The sequence below is a fragment of the Amycolatopsis sp. MtRt-6 genome (assembly GCF_017308975.1).
Lineage (GTDB): Bacteria > Actinomycetota > Actinomycetes > Mycobacteriales > Pseudonocardiaceae > Amycolatopsis.
Genome location: NZ_JADWPD010000003.1, coordinates 457,112 through 477,898, shown reverse-complemented (window position 1 = coordinate 477,898; position 20,787 = coordinate 457,112). Strand labels below are relative to the sequence as shown.

Genomic DNA, 20,787 nt, shown 5'->3' with positions numbered 1-20,787 from the left:
TTAGGCGTGCCTAACCTTACAGGCTGGAGATCATTGCGCCAATCGGGTGCGGTACTCCCAGGGTGCGGACTGTTCGCGGTGAGCGGACAGCGCGCGGATGGCGGAATCCGGATGGCGGGCCGCACGTTGTCCTTGACGTAAAGGTGCAGGGCAACCTGATGATGGAAGTACCCGGAAGACCCCCTGTCCGGGTGCGAAAAAGGCCACGGAGAGCCGTAGTGGTACGCCAGCGCGACGGCTTGGCTACTAGAGTGGTCTCACGGTGCTGAATCCATCGGGGTGAAAGCACGCGATGGAAACGGGCCGCCGGCGCAGCAGTCGAGGGAGTGCACATGTTTGAGAGGTTCACCGACCGCGCGAGGCGGGTGGTCGTCCTGGCTCAAGAAGAGGCCAGGATGCTCAACCACAACTACATCGGCACCGAGCACATCCTCCTGGGTCTGATCCACGAGGGTGAGGGTGTCGCCGCCAAGGCGCTGGAGTCGCTGGGCATCGCCCTGGAGGGCGTGCGTCAGCAGGTCGAGGAGATCATCGGCCAGGGCCAGCAGGCGCCGAGCGGGCACATCCCGTTCACGCCGCGCGCCAAGAAGGTGCTGGAGCTGTCGCTGCGCGAGGCGCTGCAGCTGGGCCACAACTACATCGGGACCGAGCACATCCTGCTGGGCCTGATCCGCGAGGGCGAGGGCGTCGCCGCGCAGGTGCTGGTCAAGCTGGGTGCGGACCTGAACCGGGTCCGCCAGCAGGTGCTGCAGCTGCTCTCGGGCTACCAGGGCGGCAAGGAGTCCACCGAAACCGGTTCCGGCCGCGGTGAGGGCACCCCGTCGTCGTCGCTGGTGCTGGACCAGTTCGGCCGCAACATGACCGTGCTCGCCCGCGAGGGCAAGCTCGACCCGGTCATCGGGCGCGGCAAGGAGATCGAGCGGGTCATGCAGGTGCTGTCCCGCCGGACCAAGAACAACCCGGTGCTGATCGGCGAGCCCGGCGTCGGCAAGACCGCCGTCGTCGAGGGCCTCGCGCAGAGCATCGTCAAGGGCGAGGTGCCCGAGACGCTCAAGGACAAGCAGCTCTACACGCTGGACCTGGGCTCCCTGGTCGCCGGCTCCCGCTACCGCGGTGACTTCGAAGAGCGCCTGAAGAAGGTGCTCAAGGAGATCAAGACCCGCGGCGACATCATCCTGTTCATCGACGAGCTGCACACGCTGGTCGGTGCGGGTGCCGCCGAGGGCGCGATCGACGCCGCGAGCATCCTGAAGCCGATGCTCGCCCGCGGTGAGCTGCAGACGATCGGCGCGACCACGCTCGAGGAGTACCGCAAGTACATCGAGAAGGACGCCGCCCTCGAGCGCCGGTTCCAGCCGATCCAGGTCGGCGAGCCGTCGCTGGAGCACACGATCGAGATCCTCAAGGGCCTGCGCGACCGGTACGAGGCGCACCACCGCGTCTCGATCACCGACTCGGCGCTGGTCGCCGCCGCGACCCTGGCGGACCGGTACATCAACGACCGGTTCCTCCCGGACAAGGCGATCGACCTGATCGACGAGGCCGGCGCCCGGATGCGCATCCGCCGGATGACCGCGCCGCCGGACCTGCGCGAGTTCGACGAGAAGATCGCCAACGTCCGCCGCGACAAGGAGTCCGCGATCGACGCGCAGGACTTCGAGCGGGCCGCCCGCCTGCGTGACGAGGAGAAGACGCTCCTCGGCCAGAAGGGTGAGCGGGAGAAGCAGTGGAAGGACGGCGACCTCGACGTCGTCGCCGAGGTCGACGACGAGCAGATCGCGGAGGTGCTGGCCAACTGGACCGGCATCCCGGTGTTCAAGCTGACCGAGGAGGAGACCACCCGGCTGCTGCGCATGGAGGAGGAGCTCCACAAGCGCATCATCGGCCAGGAGGACGCGGTCAAGGCCGTGTCGCAGGCGATCCGCCGCACCCGCGCCGGTCTGAAGGACCCGAAGCGCCCGTCGGGCTCGTTCATCTTCGCCGGCCCCTCCGGCGTCGGTAAGACGGAGCTGTCGAAGGCGCTGGCGTCGTTCCTGTTCGGTGAGGACGACGCGCTCATCCAGATCGACATGGGTGAGTTCCACGACCGCTACACCGCATCCCGGCTCTTCGGTGCCCCTCCCGGCTACGTCGGGTACGAAGAGGGTGGCCAGCTGACCGAGAAGGTGCGGCGCAAGCCGTTCTCGGTGGTGCTGTTCGACGAGATCGAGAAGGCGCACCAGGAGATCTACAACACGCTCCTGCAGGTGCTGGAGGACGGCCGCCTGACCGATGGTCAGGGCCGCACGGTCGACTTCAAGAACACGGTGCTGATCTTCACGTCCAACCTGGGGACCTCGGACATCTCCAAGTCCGTGTCGCTCGGGTTCGCTGGTGCCAACGACACCACGAACCGGTACGAGAAGATGAAGCAGAAGGTCAACGAGGAAATGAAGAAGCATTTCCGCCCGGAGTTCCTCAACCGGATCGATGACATCATCGTGTTCCACCAGCTGTCCCAGGAACAGATCATCCAGATGGTCGACCTGATGATCGGGCGGGTGGAGACCCAGCTGCGCGCGAAGGACATGGAGCTGGAACTGACCGAGAAGGCCAAGTCGCTGCTGGCCAAGCGCGGGTTCGACCCCGTGCTCGGCGCGCGGCCGCTGCGCCGCACCATCCAGCGCGAGATCGAAGACCAGCTCTCGGAGAAGATCCTGTTCGGCGAGGTCGAGCCGGGCCAGATCATCCTGGTCGACGTCGAAGGCTGGAGCGGCAACCCCGAAGACAAGGACGACCAGGCACGCTTCACCTTCCGCGGTGAGCGTCGTCCGTCGTCCATCCCGGACGCCCCGCCGGTCAGCATCGGCGCGGGCCACGAGGAGCAGGGCGGCGAAGCCGAAGGCGAGTGATCGTCGCGTAGTACGCCAGGAGGGCGGTTCCCCCGAGTGGGGAGCCGCCCTTCTCGCTGTCTGGCGAACTCCGGCTATAAGGCGTACATTATAGTAGTCGGATGGAGTGGGAGATCGAACTTCACGATGAGGTCGACCGGTGGTTTGTGGACCTGTGTAGGGAAGACCCGGTCTCCGCCGACCGCGTAGAAGAAGCGATCGACATGCTTGCCCGTGAAGGTCCTCGGCTCGGCAGGCCGTTGGTCGACCGGGTGAAGGGGTCGAGCTTGCACCACCTGAAGGAGTTGAGACCGGCGTCCGCGGGTAGCAGTGAGATCAGGATTCTCTTCGCCTTCGATCCCGTGCGGTGCGCGTTACTCCTGGTGGCCGGTGACAAGTCCGGGAACTGGAAAGGCTGGTACGACTACAACATCCCGATCGCGGAGAAGCGGTTCCGGGAACACCTGCGAACCGGAGAGGGGGCTGAGCGATGAGCCGGTCGTGGAAGGACGTCAAGGCTGAGAAGCTCGCCATCGACCGGGAAACCGGCCGTGACGTCGAGGCCGCGCGTACGGTGGCGCGCGAGGCCACCGAGGCCTACGTCTTGGGCTTCCGCTTGGCGCAGCTCCGCGAAGACGCCGGTGTCAGCCAGACCGAGCTCGCCCGGCGCATGGGGGTCAGCCAGCCGCGGATAAGCCAGCTCGAACAGGGTGATCCGGGGCAGATGGCGCTCGACACCCTCCGCCGCTACATCACGGCCCTCGGCGGCCGGATGCGGGTGGTCGCCGACTTCGAAGATCGTGACGTCACCGTGTCGGCCGCTCAACGCGACAGCTCTGATGCCTGCGCCTGACCACGGTGGCGATCCCCGGCCGTGAGACGATGCCCGCGGACCTTGGGAGGGGAATCCGCGTGGACGTGCTCTCGATCGACTTCGGGACTTCCAGCACCGTCGGCGTGCTCTCCGCCTTCGGGCGCGGCCCCCGGGCCATCGAGGTCGACGGCTCCGTCACCATGTCCTCCGCCGTCTACGCCAACGATGACGGCCTGCTCGTCGTCGGGCAGGACGCCGAACGGCGGGCCCGGCTCGATCCCAGCCGGTTCGAACCGAACCCGAAGCGGCGGATCGACGAGGGCGCGATCAAGCTCGGGGACGTCGACGTCCCCGTCGTCGACGCCTTTGCCGCCATCCTGCGCCGGATCGGCGAGGAAGCCGAACGGCAGCTGGGCCGGCCGCCCGCGCAGACGCGGATCTCGCACCCCGCCGGCTGGGGTGCCGCTCGGCAGGAGGTGCTCCGGGCCGCCGCGGCCAGGGCCGGGTTCGCCGATGTCCGGCTGATCCCCGAACCGGTGGCCGCCGCCGCGCACTACGCCAGTCTCGGGAGCCGGGGCGGTGGGCCCATCGGTGTCTACGACCTCGGGGCCGGCACCTTCGACTGCGCCGTCGTCGGCGTCACCCGGCAGGGCTTCACCGTGCTCGCCGAAGACGGCCTGCCCGATCTCGGCAGCCTCGACATCGACCAGGCCCTGCTCGTCCACATCGGACGCTCGGTCTCGCACGCCGATCCGGCGCAGTGGCAACGGCTCCTGCGCCCGCAGACCACCGCCGACCGCCGCACACGGCGAGCGTTGCTGCAGGACGTCCGCGACGCCAAGGAAAGCCTCTCGCGGCACGCGCAGACCCACGTGCCGATGCCCGAGCCCTTCGGTGACGTCCTCGTCAGCCGGGACGAGCTCGAAGCGCTCGTGCGGCCCAGCCTGCTGCGCAGCGCCGAGCTGCTCGGCTCGACGATCGGCCGCGCCGGGCTCAGCCCCGCGCAGCTCGCCGGTGTCTACCTCGTCGGCGGGCCGAGCCGGATGCCGCTGCTGGCCACGCTGCTCGGGCGGCAGCTCGGCGTCACGCCGACCACGCAGGACCAGCCCGAGACGGCCGTCGCGTTCGGGCTGCACCACGTTCCGCTGGGCACCACCACCGACCTCACCGTGCCCGCGTTCGCGCCCGTCCGGCCGCCGGTGCCGCCGCCGCCGCGGCCGCAGCCGTGGCAGCAACCGGCCCGGCAGTTCACGCCCCCGCCGCCATCGCCGGAACCCGGGCCGCGCAAGAAGAACAAAGCCCTGCTCATCGGCATCGCGGCGCTCGTCGTCGTCGTGATCACCGTGGCCGTCGTCCTCTTCGCGACGGAGAGCGAGTCCGCCCAGTCCACAGTGGACTGCACCACGACGGCGCAGCGCGACCAGGCCGGGTTCACCCCCTGCACGCGCTCGCTGGCCGGCACCGTCCCGGACCGCACCACCTGCCGGCCCGCCGACTCCGTCGGCAAGCTGGTGCACGCCCAGACGGCGGTGACCTGCGGGTTCGGCAAGGGCAGCGTCGTCAGCTACTACCAGGGCGTCACCGTCGGCGAGATCGAGGCGAGCACGAAGCTGCAGGTCGGCGCGCGCGACATCGTGCAGGGCACCTGGGACGGCGGCGGGCTGCGCGGCCGGTACGTCGCCGGGGTCGGCAGCTACTCCGGGATCGTGCTCTTCGGCTCGGACGACCGGCGGGCGGCCGCGCTCTACACCTCGCTCGACGCGCGCCGTACCGCCGACCTCGTGGCCTTCTTCACCAGCCAGGTCAAGCCGGCCTGACTCACCAGGCCTTGTCGAACCGCAGGCCGCCGGCGTACCAGTCGTCGTCCGGCACCGGTCCGGACGGCGGCGCGGCGGCCGCGGCGTCCGATGACCGGTCCTTGAGCACCTTGCCGTCCGCACCCCCGGCATCCCCGGCGGCCGGTGGTGGCGCGGGCGCGGCCACCGGAACCGGGGCCGGCTCGAACTGGACGCGCCAGCGCAGCCGGTCCATCAGGTAGCCGCCGGTGCCCAGCGGCGCCAGCAGCTGCCCGGTCCGCTTCGCCGAGTCGCGCTGCGCTTCGACGTAGGTCCGCAGGACGGCGTCCGCGATCTCCGCCGGCGACATCCGCGAGACGGCGTCGCTCAGCCGCAGCCGGGTCAGCACGCCGTCGGTGTTGACCGACAGCGTGACCGCGCCGTCGGCGGACGTCGCCGTCGCCGACAGCGCGGACAGTTCGGCCAGGAGGGCGTCGCGGTCCGGGCCGTCAGCCATCCAGCCTCCCGGCGTGCGTCGCGCCGCTGGACACCTGGCCGTCGGGCGCGATGTCGACGTTCGCGTCGCGGACGTTCTGCTCGGTCTGCCGCGACGTGCGGTCGGTCTCGAAGTTGTCCGGGTCGAAGCTCGAGCCCGGGCTGACGTCCGGCGCGTCGGGGATCTTCGGCAGGTCGACGGCTTCGTCGCCGATGCGGTCCGCCAGCGTCTGCGCCGCGTCGCCGGCGGCGTTGCGGATCTTGCCCGCGCTGTCGGAGAAGCTCTTGTACAGGTCGAACCCGTTGTCGCCGGTGATCTCCGCCTGGTTCGCCACCATCGCGGTGATCGCGCCGCCGGCGGCGTTCCCGGCGACGATCGCGCCGTTGGCCATGGTGAAGACCGCCGCGCCCGCCGCGGCGCCCGCGCCGGCGGTGGCCACGGTGAGCAGGCCGGTGACCGCGCCCGCGAACGTCGCCGCCAGCACCTTCGACATGGCCGCTTCGCGCTTGCGATCCTGCGACTTCTGGTAGTCCTCCGCCGTCTTCTTGAACGTCGAGCCGAGGTTGTTCAGGTCCTGCCGGGCCGAAGCGATGGCCTCGCGCGCGGCGACGAGGTCGGCCTCCAGGATGGTGATCTTGGTTTCGACCTCGGTGAAGGTGTCCGCGAGGTTGTTCAGGTAGGCCTTGACGGCGTTGGCCGCGGAGCCGCGCCAGACGTCGAGGAACTGCCGGGCGTCGTCGAGCTTCGGGCCCGAGTCGCGCTGCAGCGCCTTCCAGACGGCGTCGTGCTTCATGATCAGGCTCTGCAGGCCCTCGGCCGAGTCGTGGTCGATGTCGGCGTCGGAGAACTCGCGGTAGAGGCCGGCGGTGTCGTCCTGCATCTGCTTGAAGCCGTCGTCGCCGGGGCCCATGCCGAAGATCCAGTCGGTCAGGCGCAGGATCTCGAGGGCGTCGAGGGCGTCGTTCGCGCCCTGCTTCAGGTCCTCGGAGACACCTTCCAGGAGCTCCGCGCGGCGGTTGTCGCCACCGGACATCGGCTGGGCGTCGAGCCCGCTGTCGAAGTAGCCGTCCACGTCAGTTCCCCTCCAGGCCGGCGGCCGCGCGGTTGACGCGCTGCTTGGAGTTCTCGTCGGCCTTTTCGTACAGCTCGGCGACCCGCATCAGCGCGTGGCTGGTGTCCGCGGTGGTCTGGTGCAGCTGCGCGACCAGCTTCTGGATCTTCGCCAGGTGGTCGTTGTAGGCGGCCGCGACGGCCGGCATGCCGAGGGTGCGGCCGAAGGCGTTGTCCGCGGGGAACATCGCGCCGAGGCCGCCGAAGAACCCGCCGGTGTCGCCGGAGTTGACCGGGACGTCGGTGCCGCGCAGGCCGTTCGACGCGGCTTCCGCGGCATCGGCCGCGCCTTGGAGGGCCCGGGCCGAGTCCCGCAGGTCCTGCAGGTCGGTCTCGAATCCGATCATCGCTCACCTCTTCTTCGGACTGCGCGTTCCGGACATGTAAACACCGTTCGATCACGCGACAGGGTGGATTGCGGACGGTGTGCCCCAGATCACGACCCGGCTACCGTACCGCCGAACGGGCGAATGTCGTCCGTGGCGGCGGGGCTCGACGCTCCTACCTGCATGAGCACAGTCACGAAACCGCGGGCGCCGACCGTGCGGCGGCAGCTGCGCGAGGCAAAACGCTTCTCCTGGACGGGATTCGCGGTCACGGTCGGCGCGTCGCTGCTCGGCACGCTGGTCCCGGCCGCGATCGGGGCCGGCCCGGACGCGACGTTGATCTCCACGCTGGTGGTCACGGTCCTGGCGGCCGGCGGGTTCACCGCCAAGGACGGCAGCGCCCGCGGCATCAAGGCGATCGCGATCGTGCTGCTGGCGGCGGGGGCGCTGGTCCTGACGGTGACGGGCGTGACGGTGCTCGACCTGGTGCGCGGCCGCCCCGCCACGTTCCCCGGCGTCCCGGCGGTGGCCGCGGAGCCGCGGGTGATCGTCCCGGAGTCGGTCACGTGCGGAACGACCCCGGTGCACACGACGACGTCCTGCGTGGTGGCGGTCCGCAGCGTCGGCGCGAGCCCGGTGCGGGTGAGCGGGATCGAGCTGGACGGCACGGACTTCGCGGTGGACCCGAGCGGGTGCGTGGGCCAGGAGGTGGCCCCGGGCCGCCGGTGCACGCTGGTGGTCAGCTTCACGCCGTCCTGGAGCGGCGACCGGGTCGCGGACCTGACGGTCCACCACAACGTCCCGGGCCCGCCGGCGTTCGTCGAGCTCACCGGCCGCGGCGGTTAGGGAACCTCGTCGACGGCGGCCCGGCGATGCGCCCCAATGTGGCCTTCGGTGCGTTGAACGCAACCAAGGCCACATTGGGGCGCTGGTCTCGCCCGGCGGTCGCTGCTCAATGCTCCGCGCCCGCGCTGACCATCAGGTCCTCCGTCACCCGCAACGCGGTGTCCGCCAGCGCTTCCAGCGCGCGGGCGATCAGCTCCACGCTCAGCGACGCGTCGCTCTTGCCCGCCGCCGCGACCTGGGCCGGGCTGAACGGGACGTGCACGAATCCGCCGCGCGCCGCCGGGAACTCCGTGGCCAGCAGGTGCATCAAGCCGTAGAACACCTGGTTGCACACGTACGTCCCGGCCGTGTGGGAGACCGACGCCGGGACGCCCGCCGCGCGGATCGCCGCCACGCAGGCCTTCACCGGCAGCGTCGTGAAGTAGGCCGCCGGGCCGTCCGGGACCACCGGGATGTCCACCGGCTGCGCGCCCGCGTTGTCCGGGATGCGGGCGTCGACCAGGTTGATCGCCACCCGCTCCGGCGTCACCTCGGACCGGCCGCCCGCCTGGCCGGCGCAGACCACCAGCGAAGGCCGATGCGTGACGACCGCCCGGCGCAGCGCGGGCAGCGAAGCCGCGAACTCGCAGGGCAGCTCCACCGCCGCGACGTCGTCACGGCGCGCGGCCACCAGCGAAACCGCCTGCCACGACGGGTTCACCGACTCGCCGCCGAACGGGGCGAACCCCGTCATCAGCACCCTGGCCATGTCCCCTCCCGGAACGGACCGAAACAAGCGTCGAGGCCACCCTACGTCCGCGGGAAGAGATACTCGGCGGCCGGCTTGCCGGTGCCGTACACCCACGCGTCGAAGAAGCCCTTGAGGCTCCGGTGCGTGACGAACTCGGTGTACCGCTGGAACTCCTGCATGCTCGCGTTCCCGTCGCGGTGCAGCGACGGCCAGGTCTTCAACACCCGGGCGAACGCCTGCTCGCCGACGTAGTTGCGCAGTGCGTGCAGCATCATCGGGCCCTTCGAGTACACGTACGTGAACTCGTTGCCGGCGCCCATGTCGTAGAGCTTGCCGTCCCAGAGCCGCGCCGGCGCGGTCTTGACGTCGTTGGCGTACTGCGCGTTCAGGTCGACGCCCTCCTTCGCCTCGTCCCACAGCCAGGTGGCGTAGGAGGCGAAGCACTCGTTGAGGCAGACGTCGCGCCAGTGCGCGACCGCCACCGAGTCGCCGTACCACTGGTGGGCGTTCTCGTGGACGATCGTCGGGACCGTGCCCGCCCAGCCCGCCGAGTAGATCGGCCGGCTCATCGTCTCCAGCGAGAAGCCGATCTCCTCGTTGAGGAAGATGCCGCCCGCCGCGTCGATCGGGTACGGGCCGAACTTCGACTCGAGGAAGTCGAGGATCTCCGGCAGCCGCGCCTCGGCCTGCTTCGTCGAGTCGGGGACGCCCGGGGCGAACGCGCTGACGATCGGCGTCCCGTCCTTCCGCCGCTGCCGGTCGAATGTCCACTTGTCGATCGCGACCGTCGTCATGTACGGCACGATCGGCGTCTCTTCGGCCCAGACGTGCGTGGTGCCGCCGGGCGCCTGGAACGACGGCTTCTCACGGCCGTTGGCGATCACGCCCCACTCGTCGGGCACGGTGATCGCCAGGTGGAACGTGGCCTTGTCGCGCGGGGTGTCGTTGACCGGGTACCAGGTGGTGGCCGACTTCGGCTCGCCGGCGACGAACGCGCCGCCCGCCTTGGCGTACTGCCAGCCGCTGTTGCCGAGCGCCGGGTCGTCGATCGGCGCCGGCACGCCGTGGTAGGCGATCTCGACCTTGAAGCGCTGACCCCGCCACAGCGCGCGCGAAGGCGTGATGACCAGCTCGTGGTCGCCGGTCCGGGTGAACGCCGCGGCGCGGCCGTCGACCTCGACCGAGTCGACGGTCAGGCCGTGCAGGTCCAGGTTGAACGAGCTGAGCGACTGGGTCGCCCGTGCGGAGATGTCCTGGTTCCCGGTGAGCTGGTGCGACGCCGGGTCGTAGGTGACCTTGAGGTCGTAGTCGGCCACGTCGTACCCGCCGTTGCCGTCCTGCGGGTAGTAGCTGTCCCCGGCGCCGTCGCTGCCGGGCTTCGCCGCGCCCCAGCCGTCGCCCGCCGCGGCGACACCGGCGCCGAGGCAGAGACTGGCGACCACCGCGGCCGCCACCACGACCGGTTTCCGTCCCCTCATGACCGCTCCTGTCCGTGTTCGGGTGAGCCTCCTCCGCAACGTATCGCCGGGAACGGGCCGTCCGGGGCATCCCGTCTTGTTTGTCCGGATAATCAGCACTTCCGTCGGCCCGCCCCGGCGCCGGCCCGCCGTCTGGAAAGCTGGACGCATGCGCGTTGCGCTGCTGGGGCCGCTCCGGGTGGCGGAAGACGACGGCACGCCGATCGACATCGGCGGCGCCCGCCTCCGCATGCTCCTGGCCAGGCTCGCGCTGGACGCCGGGCGCGCGGTCCCGGCCGACGCGCTCGTCGACGGGCTCTGGGGCGGCGAACCACCCGCCGACGCCGCCAACGCCCTGCAGTCGCTGGTCTCGCGGCTGCGGAAGGCCTTGCCGGTGGCCGTCGAATCCGGGCCGGGTGGCTACCGGCTCGCGGTGAAAGCCGGTGACGTCGACGCCGAACGGTTCGAACGGCTCGCCGCCGAGGGGCGCCGGGAGCTGGCCGCCGGTCGTGACGCCCGGGCCGCCGACCTGCTCACCGAGGCCCTCGCGCTGTGGCAGGGCGCCGCGCTCGCCGACGTCCTCGACGCGCCCTTCGCGCCTTCGCCGGCGCGGCGGCTCACCGACCTGCGGACCGAGGCGGCCGAGGACCGGTTCGAAGCCCTGATCCGGCTGGGCGAGCACGCCGGGGTGCTGGCCGACCTGACCGTGGCGGCCGAGGCCGACCCGCTGCGCGAACGGCTCGCCGGGCTGCGGATCCGCGCGTTGTGCGCGGCCGGGCGGCAGTCGGAGGCCCTGGCCGCCTACGCCGGGATCCGCCGCACGCTGGCCGACCAGCTCGGCGTCGATCCCTCCGCCGAGCTGCAGGAGGTCCACGTCGCCGCGCTGCGCGGCGAGTTCGCGCCGCCGCCACCGGTGGCCGAGCGGCTGCCGACCCGGCTGACCACGTTCGTCGGCCGCGACGACGAGCTCAAGCTGCTGGCCGAGCTGCTCGGCGGCGCCCGGCTGGTCACGCTGACCGGGCCGGGCGGGGCGGGCAAGACCCGGCTGGCCACCGAGGCGGCGTCGCGGCACCCCGCGCACCAGCGGGGCCGGGTCTGGTTCGCCGCGCTGGCCGGCGTCCGCGACCCCGACGACGTCACCGGTGCGCTGCTGGGCGCGCTCGAGGTCCGCGAGATCCGCACCGAGACCGAGGTCCACCGGCGGCCGCCGGATCCGGTGGCGCAGGCCGTCGAGGTGCTCGGCGGCGACGAGGCCCTGCTGGTGCTGGACAACTGCGAGCACGTCATCGACGCCGCCGCCCGGCTGGCCGACGCCCTGCTGCACCGGGCGCCGCGGCTGCGGATCCTGGCGACCAGCCGCGAGCCGCTGGCCATCACCGGGGAGGCGCTCTGCCCGCTCGGCCCGCTGCCGGTGCCCGCCGAACGCGCCGCGCCCGCGGAGGCCGCCGAGCTGGACTCGACCCGGCTGTTCCTCGACCGGGCCGCCGCGGTGCGCCCCGACTTCGTGCTCGACGAGTCCACTGTGGACCACGTTGCGGAGATCTGCCGCCGGCTCGACGGGATGCCCCTCGCGCTGGAGCTGGCCGCGGCGCGGCTGCGGTCGATGACCGTGGCCCAGATCGCCGGACGGCTCGGCGACCGGTTCCGGCTGCTCACCTCGGGCAGCCGGACGGCACTGCCGCGGCAGCGGACGCTGCGCGCGGTCGTCGAGTGGAGCTGGGACCTCCTGGCCGAGCCCGAGCTGGTGCTGGCCCGGCGGCTGGCGGTGTTCGCGGGCGGGGCGGAGCTGGCGGCGATCGAAGCCGTCTGCGCCGACGGGCTGCTGCCCGCCGCCGACGTGCCGTACGTGCTCGGCAGCCTCGTCGAGAAGTCCATAGTGGACACTGTCGACGGCGCCGGCGAGCCGCGGTACCGGATGCTCGAGACGCTGCGGGCCTACGCCACCGAGCGGCTGGTGGAGTCGGGCGAGCACGACCGGGTGCGCCGGGCGATGGCCGCCTACTACGGCGAGCTCGCCCAGCGGCTGGACCCGACGCTGCGCACCGCCGGGCAGCTGCGGGCGATCGACCGGTACGAGGCCGAGAGCGCGAACCTGGTCGCGGCCCTGCGCGGCGCGATCGAGATGTCCGATGTGGACAACGCCGTCGAGCTGCTGGACGGGATGCTCTGGTACCTCACCATTCTCGGCCAGGGCGGCCGGGCCGGCGGGCTGATCCACGAGACCCTCGAGTTCGGCGACCGGCTGCCGCCCGCGGTGCGGGCCGCCTACCGGGCGCTCGTCTACCTCATGGACGACGTGCCGGTGCACGCGAACCGCGACGAGATCCTCCGGCTGGTCGACGAGTGCGTGCGCACCGACGCCGTGCGGCGGTACCCCGGGCTCGCGGTGGCGTTGCCGATGCTGGCGTTCCTCGGCGGCGACCGCGAGGTGGCCGTCCGCGAGGTGCGGCGGGCGCAGCACAGCGGCGACACCTGGACCCGCGCCGGCGGGCACTGGGTGGAGAGCTTCCTGCTCGACGACGTCGGTGACGTCGCGGGTGCCGACCGCGCACGTGACCTGGCCCACGCCGGGTTCGAGGCGGTGGGCGACCGGTGGGGCATCGCGATGACGTTGAGCTTCAAGGCGTACGCGCTCTCGCAAACCGGCGACAGCGACAAGGCCATCGAGATCTACCAGCGCGGCCTGGCGCTGTCGATCGAGCTGCGGTCCTACGAGGACGCGGTGCAGCACTGGTGGCGGCTGGCCGTCGAGCGGGCGCGCGCCGGGGACTTCGAAGGTGCCTGGCGCGACCAGGAGGCCGCGGAGCGCTACGGCGAAGGCATCACGAACCTGCAGCACCGGGCCATCCTGATGTTCGGCAGGCTCGAACTGCTGCTGCGCACCGGCCGGCTGGCCGAAGCGCGGGCACTGCTCGACCGTGTCGCCCGGATGGGCGGCGACGACTGGTTCCCCGGCGGGATCGGCGAGGAGTTCATCCACGCGTTCGAAGCCCGGATCCTGCTGGCCCAGGACCGCGCCGACGAGGCGGAGCGGCACGCGGCCACCGCGATCCGGGCGACGAACCGGCGCGGCGACATGCCGGACATGGCCGGGGCGGTGGAGCTGCTGGCGATGATCCGGCAGCGGCAGGGCCGTCCGGAGACGGCGACCCGGGTGCTCGCCGCGTCCGCCGTCGTCCGCGGGCGGCTGGACCTCGGCAGCCCCGAGGTGCGGGCGCTCATCGACGAGCTGCGCGCGGCCCTCCCGGACTACGACTCCCGCTACGAAACCGGCCTCGCAACGTCCAAACAGGACACCATTGCCTGGCTCATGGACGAAATCGGTCGTGGGGGTGGGAGAAGGTGGGAAAAAAAGTTTTAAAAAAAAAACAAACACCCCAGGGGGAAGGGACGAAAGCGTGCGTGGTCTATAACCCGTGTCCAACCCCTGTTTCTCACTCACGACCTTCCCCCGGTGCGGAACACCCCCGTGTCTCCGCGCCTTTCAGACCCGCCGGCGGTAGGCCCAGGTGGCCAGCGGGAAGAACACGACCACGGCCCCGGCCATCCAGGCCAGCGCCCCGGCCAGCGGACCGGCGACGGGCCCGCCGTTCATCAGGCCGCGCAGCGCGTTAGCCATCAGGCTGACCGGGCTGATGTCCGCCCACGCCCGCAGCCAGCCCGGCATGGTCGACGTCTGCACGAACACGTTGCTGCCGAACGTCAGCGGCATGATGAAGACGAACATCAGCGCCTGCGCCGAGCCCGGCGTCTTCATCAGCATGCCGACGAACACCGAGCCCCAGCAGAAGCTCAGCCCGAACGCCAGCGCGAGCAGGATCGCCACGGCGAACTCGCCGGGGGTGGTCGCGATCCGGTAGCCCATGATCGTCGCCACGACCATCAGCACGGTCAGGCAGACGACGTAGCGCACGACGTCGGCGAGCACCGCGCCGACCAGCGGTGCCGAGCGGGCGATCGGCATGCTGCGGAACCGGTCGAACACGCCTTTGGTGACGTCGGTGTTGAGCTGCACGCCGACGGTCAGGCACGCCTGCAGGATGTTCATCACGATGATGCCGGGCACCACCAGCTGCAGGTAGGCGTCGGTCGAGCCGGACAGCGCGCCGCCGAACAGGTAGACGAAGATCACCAGGAAGATGATCGGCATCAGGGTGACGTCGGCGAGCTGTTCGGGGTTCTTGCGGATCTTCAGGATGCCGCGCCAGGCCAGCGAAAGCGCGTGCTGGAACCCCTTGCCGGGGCTGATGTGCCGCGGCGGGGCCGGGCGGTCGAGTGCCAGCGTCGTCATGCCAGGCTCCCTTCGAGGGTCTTGTCCTCGGTGGACTGTTCGGCGGTGTGCCCGGTGAGGGCGAGGAACACCTCGTCGAGGCTGGGCAGCCGCAGCGCCAGCTCGTCCGCGGTGATCCCGGCCTCGTCCAGCTTGCGGACCAAAGTGGACAACAGGACCGGGTCGTCCACCGGCGCGGTGAGCAGGCCGGTCGCGTCGTCGCGGACCGGCCGGACGCCGGAAAGGTCGCCGAGGATCCGGTTGACGGCGTCCATGTCGGCCAGTCGCGTCGGCCGGACCTGCAGCGTCTGCCCGCCGACGCGGCGCTTCAGCTCGTCGGCCCGGCCGTCGGCGACGACGCGGCCGTGGTCGAACACGGTGATCTTGTCGGCCAGCTGGTCGGCCTCCTCCAGGTACTGCGTGGTCAGCAGCACCGTCGCTCCCTCGGCGACCAGGCCGCGGACGACGTCCCAGACCTCGTTGCGGGCGTGCGGGTCGAGCCCGGTGGTCGGCTCGTCGAGGTAGAGGACCTCGGGCCGGCCGACGAGGCTGGCCGCCAGGTCCAGCCGCCGCCGCATGCCGCCCGAGTACGTCCGGATCGGCCGCTTGGCCGCCTTGGTCAGCTCGAACCGCTCGATCAGCTCGGTGGCGCGGGACTTGGCGGTGGCCCGGGAGTAGCCGTACAGCCGGCCGATCAGGACGAGGTTCTCGATGCCGTTGAGGTCCTCGTCGACCGACGCGTACTGCCCGGTCAGCCCGATCAGGCTGCGGACCCGGACCGGGTCGGTGACGACGTCGTAGCCGCCGACCGTGGCCCGGCCGGCGTCCGGTTTCATCAGGGTCGCCAGGATCCGGACGGCGGTCGTCTTGCCGGCGCCGTTCGGCCCGAGCACCCCGACGACCTGGCCGAACGGGACCTCGAGGTCCACCCCGTCCAGCGCCTTCGTCTCCCCGAACTGCTTGACCAGGCCCTCGGCCTGGATTGCGTGCGACATGGGCGTCCTCCTTCGCTGTCGCGTCTGTGGATCACAGTGGACGCCGGCGCTGGTAGACCGCGCACAGCGCGCTGGCAGCGGCTGGCAGCCGCTGGTGGAGATCTTGTGGAGGAGTTGTCGGGGCCCGGGCCCGCGGCGGGCGATCTCGGCATACTCGGCAGCATGGTGGTTGCGGAAGAGACGCGGTCGCGGCGGAAGAATCCGCTGGTCACAGGCCTGGTGGTACTGCCGGTCGTGCCTCTGGCGATGCTGGCGGCGCTGCGCCTGGTGGGCTACGACGGCGGCTGGTACACGCTCGTCGCGCTGTCGTTGACGCCGTACGCGGCGGCCGCGGGCGTGCTCGTCGGCGGCGTCGCGCTGGCGTTGCGGCGGTGGTGGACCGGCGGGGTCGCGCTGGTGCTGGCGCTCGCGCTGACCCTCCTCGTCCTGCCGCGGATGTCGGCGGGCGAACAACGCACGGTGAACGGCAAGACGCTCCGCGTCCTCGCCTCGAACCTGCTCTACGGCCGGGCGGACGCGAAAGCCGTCGTCGACCTGGTGCGCGAGCAGCGGATCGACGTGCTGAACCTGGTCGAGATGACGCCGTCCGCGGTCGACCGGCTGACCGCGGCCGGGCTGTTCGACCTGCTGCCGCACCGGGTGCTGCACCCGGCACCCGGCGCGTTCGGCTCGGGGATCGCCTCGCGCTTCCCGCTGAAGGAGGTCAACCTGGCCGGTGACTCGGCGGCCAAGCAGCCGGGCGCGGAGGCCGACCTCGGCGACGGCGTGGTGGCCGAGATCGTCGCCGTCCACCCGATCTCCCCGGACGTCGACACGCCGCAGTGGGAGCGCGAGATCAAGGACCTCTCGCGCCCGGCGGGCGAGCACGGCCTGCGCATCCTGGCCGGCGACTTCAACGCCACGCTGGACCACGCGGCCTACCGCACGGTCCTGTCCCGTGGCTACCGCGACGCGGCCGAGGAACGCGGCGAAGGCCTGGCCCCGACGTGGCCGTCGTCCATGCCGGTGGTGACGATCGACCACGTGGCGGTGGACAACCGCGCGGCGGTGCTGGACTACCGCGTGTTCGACGTCGCCGGCAGCGACCACCGGGCGGTGTTCGCCGAGGTCCGGCTGCCGTGATCAGCGCGGCAGGAGCTGCTTCAGCGTTTCCAGCGCGCCGGCCGCGATCGAGACGCCGCGGCCGTGGCGGATCTGCGGTTCCCGCGGGTTGACGCGGATCAACGCGCCGGTCGCCGCGCTGGCCAGTTCGCTGTGGCGGCGGACCGTCGGGACCGCCTGGCCCGCGCCCAGCTCCACCACCACGAGGTCGCGGGCCGTCCGGCGCCACGCCGTCAGCTCGTCGAGCTGGGCCTGGCTGCGGTCCGGTACCCACGAGAAGTCGCCGAACATCAGGATGTTGGGCCGCGCGAGGCCGCCACAGCGGGGGCACGAGGGCAGCGGCGGCACCGCGCGCATGGTCTCTTCGTCGACCACGACGTCCATTTCGGCGGGCCAGATGTCGTCCGTGCACCCGGCGAGGCACTGCAGGTGGTGGATCGAGCCGTGCGCCTCCGCGACGAACCCGAAGCCCGCCGCCTGGAACTGGCCGTCCACATTGGACGTGAAAACCCGGGCGCCGCAGGGCAGGTTCGAGCCGAATTCGCGCAGGAGACGGAACCCGTCGTGCGGCTCTGTCCTGCGGTACAACGAAAGCCGATGCCCGTAGAAGCCCCAGGCCAGCTCGGGGTCCTCGGCGAAGTGCCGGGGGTCGGCGAGCTCCTCGAACCGCAGCCCGAGCCGGGCGTACGGCGGGTACGCGCGCCAGAAGCCTTCGCCGCCGCGGAAGTCCGGCAGCCCGGAGTCGACGCCCATGCCGGCGCCGGCGCAGATCAGGAGCGCGCCGGCGCCGTCCAGGAGCTTCGCGGCTTCATTCACCCGGCTGTGAACCGAGGACGACCTCGAACTCCAGCAGGTTCGCGCCGGTGGACACGGGCTTGGCGCGCTCGCCCGCGTGCGCCGCCGCGGCCGGGCCGCCCGTCGCCCACGCCTGGTAGTGCTCCTCGGACTCCCACTTCGTGTAGACGAAGTAGCGCGTCTCGCCGGAAACCGGCCGCAGCAGCTCGAAGCCGAGGAAGCCCGGCTGCTCGTCGACGGAGTGCATGCGCGCGGCGAACCGCTTCTCCAGCTCGGGGCCGGCGCCCTCGGGGACCTCGATCGCGTTGATCTTCACGACACTCATGGCTCCCACCCTAGTTGGCTCGCGGGTGTGACCCGTGCCACTGTTGAGGACATGGGGAGCACCGAGCGCGACCTCGCCGCCGACCTCGCCCGGATCGTCCGCGCCACCGCGGACGAGGTCGCGAGCGGTCAGGGCAGCGAACTGATCGAGCGGGTGACCGGTCACCTGGGGGCGGCGCTGCCGGAAGTGGTGGTGGTGACCCGCAACTGGCCGATGTGGGAGCACGCCAACCTCCAGCGCGGGGTGGACGCCTACCTGGCCGAGCACGGTACGGCCGTGCCCTGGTTCGGCGTCGCGGGCGGCCAGCGCACGCACGAGGACCTGATCGGGATGCTCGCCGTCGCGCGCCGGCAGGGCATGTACGAGCTGGGCTCGGTGGACTACACGACCACGGCGACCGGCCCGGAAGACGCCACCGAAGCCGTCCAGCTGGGGCTGGTCGGCACGAGCGGGCCGGGCGGGGACCCGGTGCTGCTCGCCATCCGCGGCCCGAACCCGCAGTGGGGGCTCGAGCAGTGCCGGCTGGAGGTCCTCGCGACGTCGCGGGCGACCGCCACCGAAGTACGCGACCGCGTCGAGCGGCTGATGGCCGAGCACGACCTCCTGCGCGGGCAGGTGCTGGCCTTCGGCACCAGCGAGCACCGCGGCAACGAGCTGCTCACGTTCCTCCCGCGGCCCACGCTGACCGGCGACGAGGTCGTGCTGCCGGACGGCGTGCTCGAGGCGATCGAGCGGCACACGGTCGGCATCGCCGAGCACGGCGAGCGGCTGCTGGCGGCGGGCCAGCACCTCAAGCGCGGCCTGCTGCTGCACGGCCCGCCCGGCACCGGCAAGACGCACACGGTCCGCTACCTGATGGGCCGCCTGCCGGACACCACGGTCCTCATCTTGACCGGCACGGCGATGAAGTTCGTGGGCAAGGCGGCCGAGCTGGCCCGGCGCCTGCAGCCGAGCGTGGTCGTGCTCGAGGACGTCGACCTGATCGCGCAGGACCGCAGCTACGGGCCGATGGTCCAGCCGCTGCTGTTCACCCTGCTCGACGCGATGGACGGCGTGGGCGGCGACGCCGACGTCACGTTCCTGCTCACCACCAACCGGGCGGGCGAGCTGGAGAAGGCCCTCGCCGACCGCCCGGGCCGCGTCGATCTCGCGGTGGAAATCCCGCTGCCGGACGCGGCGGGGCGGGAGGCGCTGCTGCGGCTGTACGCGCGCGGCCTGAAGCTGACAGCGGACCTGGCGCCGATCGTCGAGGCGACGGCGGGGATGACGGCGTCGTTCGCGAAGGAGCTGCTGCGGCGGGCGTCGCTGCGGGCGCTGGCGGTGCGTCCGGACGAGGACGTCGTCGTCGGCGACGAGGAGCTGACGACGGCGTTGCGGGAGATGCAGGACGCGCGCAGTGCGTTGACGCGGTCGTTGCTGGGCAGTTCAGCTGCGCAGTGAACCGGGGAACAGGTCGGCGTCCGCCGGCAGCTTCGTCCCCCGGAACCACGTGTCGAAGAACGCCCGCAGGTCCTTGCCGCCGATCCGCGTCACCATCGCCTCGAAGTCGGCCCAGGTCGCGTTGCCGTGGCGGTAGCGCGACGGCCACTCGCGCAGCAGCTTGCCGAACGCCGGGTCGCCGATCTCGCGGCGCAGGGCGTGCAGCGCCAGGATGCCCTTGTTGTAGACGCCTTCGAACTCGTGGCCCTGGCCCATGTCGACCAGCTGCTGCGCCCAGAAGTCCGTGCTGCCGCGGGTGATCTCGATGGCCGCGCGGTAGCGGTCGTCCAGGTTCTGGCCCTCGCGCTCGGCCCACAGCCACTGCGAGTACGACGCGAAGCACTCGTTCAGGCAGATGTCGGACCAGTTCCGCACCGACACCGAGTCACCGAACCACTGGTGGGCGTTCTCGTGCACCAGCGTCGGCAGGTCGGCCCACTTCGCGTACGTCGGCCGGGTCTGCGTCTCCAGGGAGAACGGGACGTTCTCGTTCAGGAAGATCCCGCCCGCCGCCGACTGCGGGTACGGGCCGAACTTGCCGGCCAGGAAGCCGATGACCTCCGGGAGGCGGTCGCCGATCGCGCGGCGGGCCTCGGTGCCCGGCGCGTACGCCGTGACCACCGGGGTGCCGTCCGGCAGTGTCGATCTGTCGACACCGAACTTGCCGATCGCGATCGTCGTCAGGTAGCTCGCCACCGGGTTGGGGTCGGTCCAGGTGCCAGGCGGGCCCTCGCGGCCGTTCGAGATCACCGTCCAGCCAGGCGGGACGTGCGCGGTGAGCGTGAAGGTCGCCTTGTCGCGCGGGGTCTCGTTCACCGGGTACCAGAACGCCGCCGAGTGCGGCTCGCCGACCACGTACGCGCCGCCGTCGGCCGAGTGCTTCCAGCCGTTCTCGCTGCCGCCCTCGTGCGGGGTCCTGGCCGGGTCGCCGCCGTACCGCACCCGCGTGCGGAACGTCGTCCCCGCGCGGATCGGGGCCGGCGGGGTGATGATCAGCTCGAACGCCTTCTCGCGGCCGAACTGCGCCGGCTTGCCGTCGACCTCGACGCTGTGCACGTCGAGCCCGCGCAGGTCGAGGTCGAACCGGCTGAGGTCCTGGGTGGCCTTCGCGGTCACCGTGGTGTCGCCGTCGAGGTGCCCGCTCGGCGGGTCGTACCTGACGTCGACCTGGTAGCCGAGGGCGTCGTAACCGCCGTTGCCGTCGTCCGGGTAGTACGGGTCGCCCGCGCCGGACGCGCCCGGCAGCGGGTGCATGGGCGGCGGCGGGGGTGCCGCGGTGACGGCGTCGCCACCGCACGCCACGGCGAAGACCACCGCGGCGCAGACGGCCAGGGCGGTCAGTCGGCGGCGCACCCCACCACCATAGGTGATGGAATGCGATCATTTGGTCACGTTCCG

The 20,787-nt window shown here is 71.5% G+C and carries 18 protein-coding genes; 8 read left to right on the top strand and 10 right to left on the bottom strand.

Features of this window, described 5'->3' with window-relative positions; all coding sequences use genetic code 11:
- Positions 1 to 332: 332 nt before the first annotated feature.
- From I4Q55_RS08540 to I4Q55_RS08525, 4 genes are all read left to right on the top strand, one after another.
- On the top strand, positions 333 to 2,891 hold the full coding sequence (locus I4Q55_RS08540; RefSeq protein WP_206785457.1) for an ATP-dependent Clp protease ATP-binding subunit: 2,559 nt from the start codon (positions 333 to 335) through the stop codon (positions 2,889 to 2,891).
- A 101-nt stretch (positions 2,892 to 2,992) separates the two neighbouring features.
- Positions 2,993 to 3,364: a type II toxin-antitoxin system RelE/ParE family toxin gene (locus I4Q55_RS08535; RefSeq protein WP_206785456.1), complete on the top strand. Its 372-nt coding sequence runs from the start codon at positions 2,993 to 2,995 to the stop codon at positions 3,362 to 3,364.
- Positions 3,361 to 3,723: a helix-turn-helix domain-containing protein gene (locus I4Q55_RS08530; protein ID WP_206785455.1), complete on the top strand. Its 363-nt coding sequence runs from the start codon at positions 3,361 to 3,363 to the stop codon at positions 3,721 to 3,723. The genes I4Q55_RS08535 and I4Q55_RS08530 overlap by 4 nt, the downstream gene beginning before the upstream one ends.
- Before the next feature lie 59 nt (positions 3,724 to 3,782).
- Positions 3,783 to 5,501, top strand: a complete 1,719-nt coding sequence (locus tag I4Q55_RS08525; RefSeq protein WP_206785454.1) for an Hsp70 family protein — start codon at positions 3,783 to 3,785, stop codon at positions 5,499 to 5,501.
- Position 5,502: 1 nt separating this feature from the next.
- Here the strand turns inward: I4Q55_RS08525 and I4Q55_RS08520 are convergent, their stop codons facing one another.
- Genes I4Q55_RS08520 through I4Q55_RS08510 form a run of 3 tightly spaced genes read right to left on the bottom strand, consistent with a single transcriptional unit; the run spans position 5,503 to position 7,412 of the window.
- The gene (locus I4Q55_RS08520; protein WP_206785453.1) at positions 5,503 to 5,976 is read right to left on the bottom strand and encodes a YbaB/EbfC family nucleoid-associated protein; all 474 of its coding nucleotides are present in this window, start codon (positions 5,974 to 5,976) and stop codon (positions 5,503 to 5,505) included.
- On the bottom strand, positions 5,969 to 7,027 hold the full coding sequence (locus I4Q55_RS08515; RefSeq protein WP_206785452.1) for a hypothetical protein: 1,059 nt from the start codon (positions 7,025 to 7,027) through the stop codon (positions 5,969 to 5,971). The genes I4Q55_RS08520 and I4Q55_RS08515 overlap by 8 nt, the downstream gene beginning before the upstream one ends.
- Position 7,028: 1 nt before the next feature.
- Positions 7,029 to 7,412, bottom strand: a complete 384-nt coding sequence (locus I4Q55_RS08510; RefSeq protein WP_206785451.1) for a hypothetical protein — start codon at positions 7,410 to 7,412, stop codon at positions 7,029 to 7,031.
- Positions 7,413 to 7,574: 162 nt separating this feature from the next.
- On the opposite strand from I4Q55_RS08510, the gene I4Q55_RS08505 reads away from it, so the two are divergent.
- Positions 7,575 to 8,237, top strand: coding sequence for a hypothetical protein (locus I4Q55_RS08505; RefSeq protein WP_206785450.1), 663 nt, complete (start codon positions 7,575 to 7,577; stop codon positions 8,235 to 8,237).
- Positions 8,238 to 8,343: 106 nt separating this feature from the next.
- On the opposite strand, the gene pcp is transcribed toward I4Q55_RS08505, so the two are convergent.
- Together pcp and I4Q55_RS08495 are read right to left on the bottom strand one after the other, a co-directional pair.
- Entirely contained in the window at positions 8,344 to 8,985 is a 642-nt protein-coding gene (pcp, locus tag I4Q55_RS08500; protein ID WP_206785449.1) for a pyroglutamyl-peptidase I, read from the bottom strand.
- A 41-nt stretch (positions 8,986 to 9,026) separates the two neighbouring features.
- Positions 9,027 to 10,445 carry a M1 family metallopeptidase gene (locus tag I4Q55_RS08495; RefSeq protein ID WP_206785448.1) on the bottom strand — a complete coding sequence of 473 codons (1,419 nt, stop codon included), beginning with the start codon at positions 10,443 to 10,445 and terminating at the stop codon, positions 9,027 to 9,029.
- A gap of 148 nt (positions 10,446 to 10,593) precedes the next feature.
- Between I4Q55_RS08495 and I4Q55_RS08490 the strand changes: the two genes are divergently transcribed.
- Positions 10,594 to 13,785, top strand: coding sequence for a BTAD domain-containing putative transcriptional regulator (locus I4Q55_RS08490; RefSeq protein WP_206785447.1), 3,192 nt, complete (start codon positions 10,594 to 10,596; stop codon positions 13,783 to 13,785).
- Between the two features lie 123 nt (positions 13,786 to 13,908).
- On the opposite strand, the gene I4Q55_RS08485 is transcribed toward I4Q55_RS08490, so the two are convergent.
- Positions 13,909 to 14,715 (bottom strand): ABC transporter permease, encoded by an 807-nt coding sequence (locus I4Q55_RS08485; RefSeq protein ID WP_206785446.1) that lies wholly within the window; start codon positions 14,713 to 14,715, stop codon positions 13,909 to 13,911.
- Positions 14,712 to 15,689, bottom strand: coding sequence for an ATP-binding cassette domain-containing protein (locus I4Q55_RS08480; protein ID WP_206785445.1), 978 nt, complete (start codon positions 15,687 to 15,689; stop codon positions 14,712 to 14,714). The genes I4Q55_RS08485 and I4Q55_RS08480 overlap by 4 nt, the downstream gene beginning before the upstream one ends.
- 105 nt (positions 15,690 to 15,794) lie before the next feature.
- Here I4Q55_RS08480 and I4Q55_RS08475 point away from each other — a divergent pair, with 105 nt between their 5' ends.
- Positions 15,795 to 16,811 (top strand): endonuclease/exonuclease/phosphatase family protein, encoded by a 1,017-nt coding sequence (locus tag I4Q55_RS08475; RefSeq protein ID WP_374194454.1) that lies wholly within the window; start codon positions 15,795 to 15,797, stop codon positions 16,809 to 16,811.
- Here I4Q55_RS08475 and I4Q55_RS08470 read toward each other — a convergent pair whose 3' ends face one another.
- Both I4Q55_RS08470 and I4Q55_RS08465 read right to left on the bottom strand, forming a co-directional pair.
- The gene (locus tag I4Q55_RS08470; protein WP_206785443.1) at positions 16,812 to 17,606 is read right to left on the bottom strand and encodes a Sir2 family NAD-dependent protein deacetylase; all 795 of its coding nucleotides are present in this window, start codon (positions 17,604 to 17,606) and stop codon (positions 16,812 to 16,814) included.
- Positions 17,599 to 17,910 (bottom strand): antibiotic biosynthesis monooxygenase, encoded by a 312-nt coding sequence (locus I4Q55_RS08465; RefSeq protein ID WP_206785442.1) that lies wholly within the window; start codon positions 17,908 to 17,910, stop codon positions 17,599 to 17,601. Before I4Q55_RS08465 ends, I4Q55_RS08470 begins: the two co-directional genes overlap by 8 nt.
- 51 nt (positions 17,911 to 17,961) lie before the next feature.
- Between I4Q55_RS08465 and I4Q55_RS08460 the strand changes: the two genes are divergently transcribed.
- Complete coding sequence (locus tag I4Q55_RS08460; protein WP_206785441.1) at positions 17,962 to 19,350, top strand: ATP-binding protein; 1,389 nt, start codon at positions 17,962 to 17,964, stop codon at positions 19,348 to 19,350.
- Here the strand turns inward: I4Q55_RS08460 and I4Q55_RS08455 are convergent.
- Entirely contained in the window at positions 19,336 to 20,742 is a 1,407-nt protein-coding gene (locus I4Q55_RS08455; RefSeq protein WP_206785440.1) for a M1 family metallopeptidase, read from the bottom strand. The genes I4Q55_RS08460 and I4Q55_RS08455 overlap by 15 nt on opposite strands.
- Positions 20,743 to 20,787: the final 45 nt, after the last annotated feature.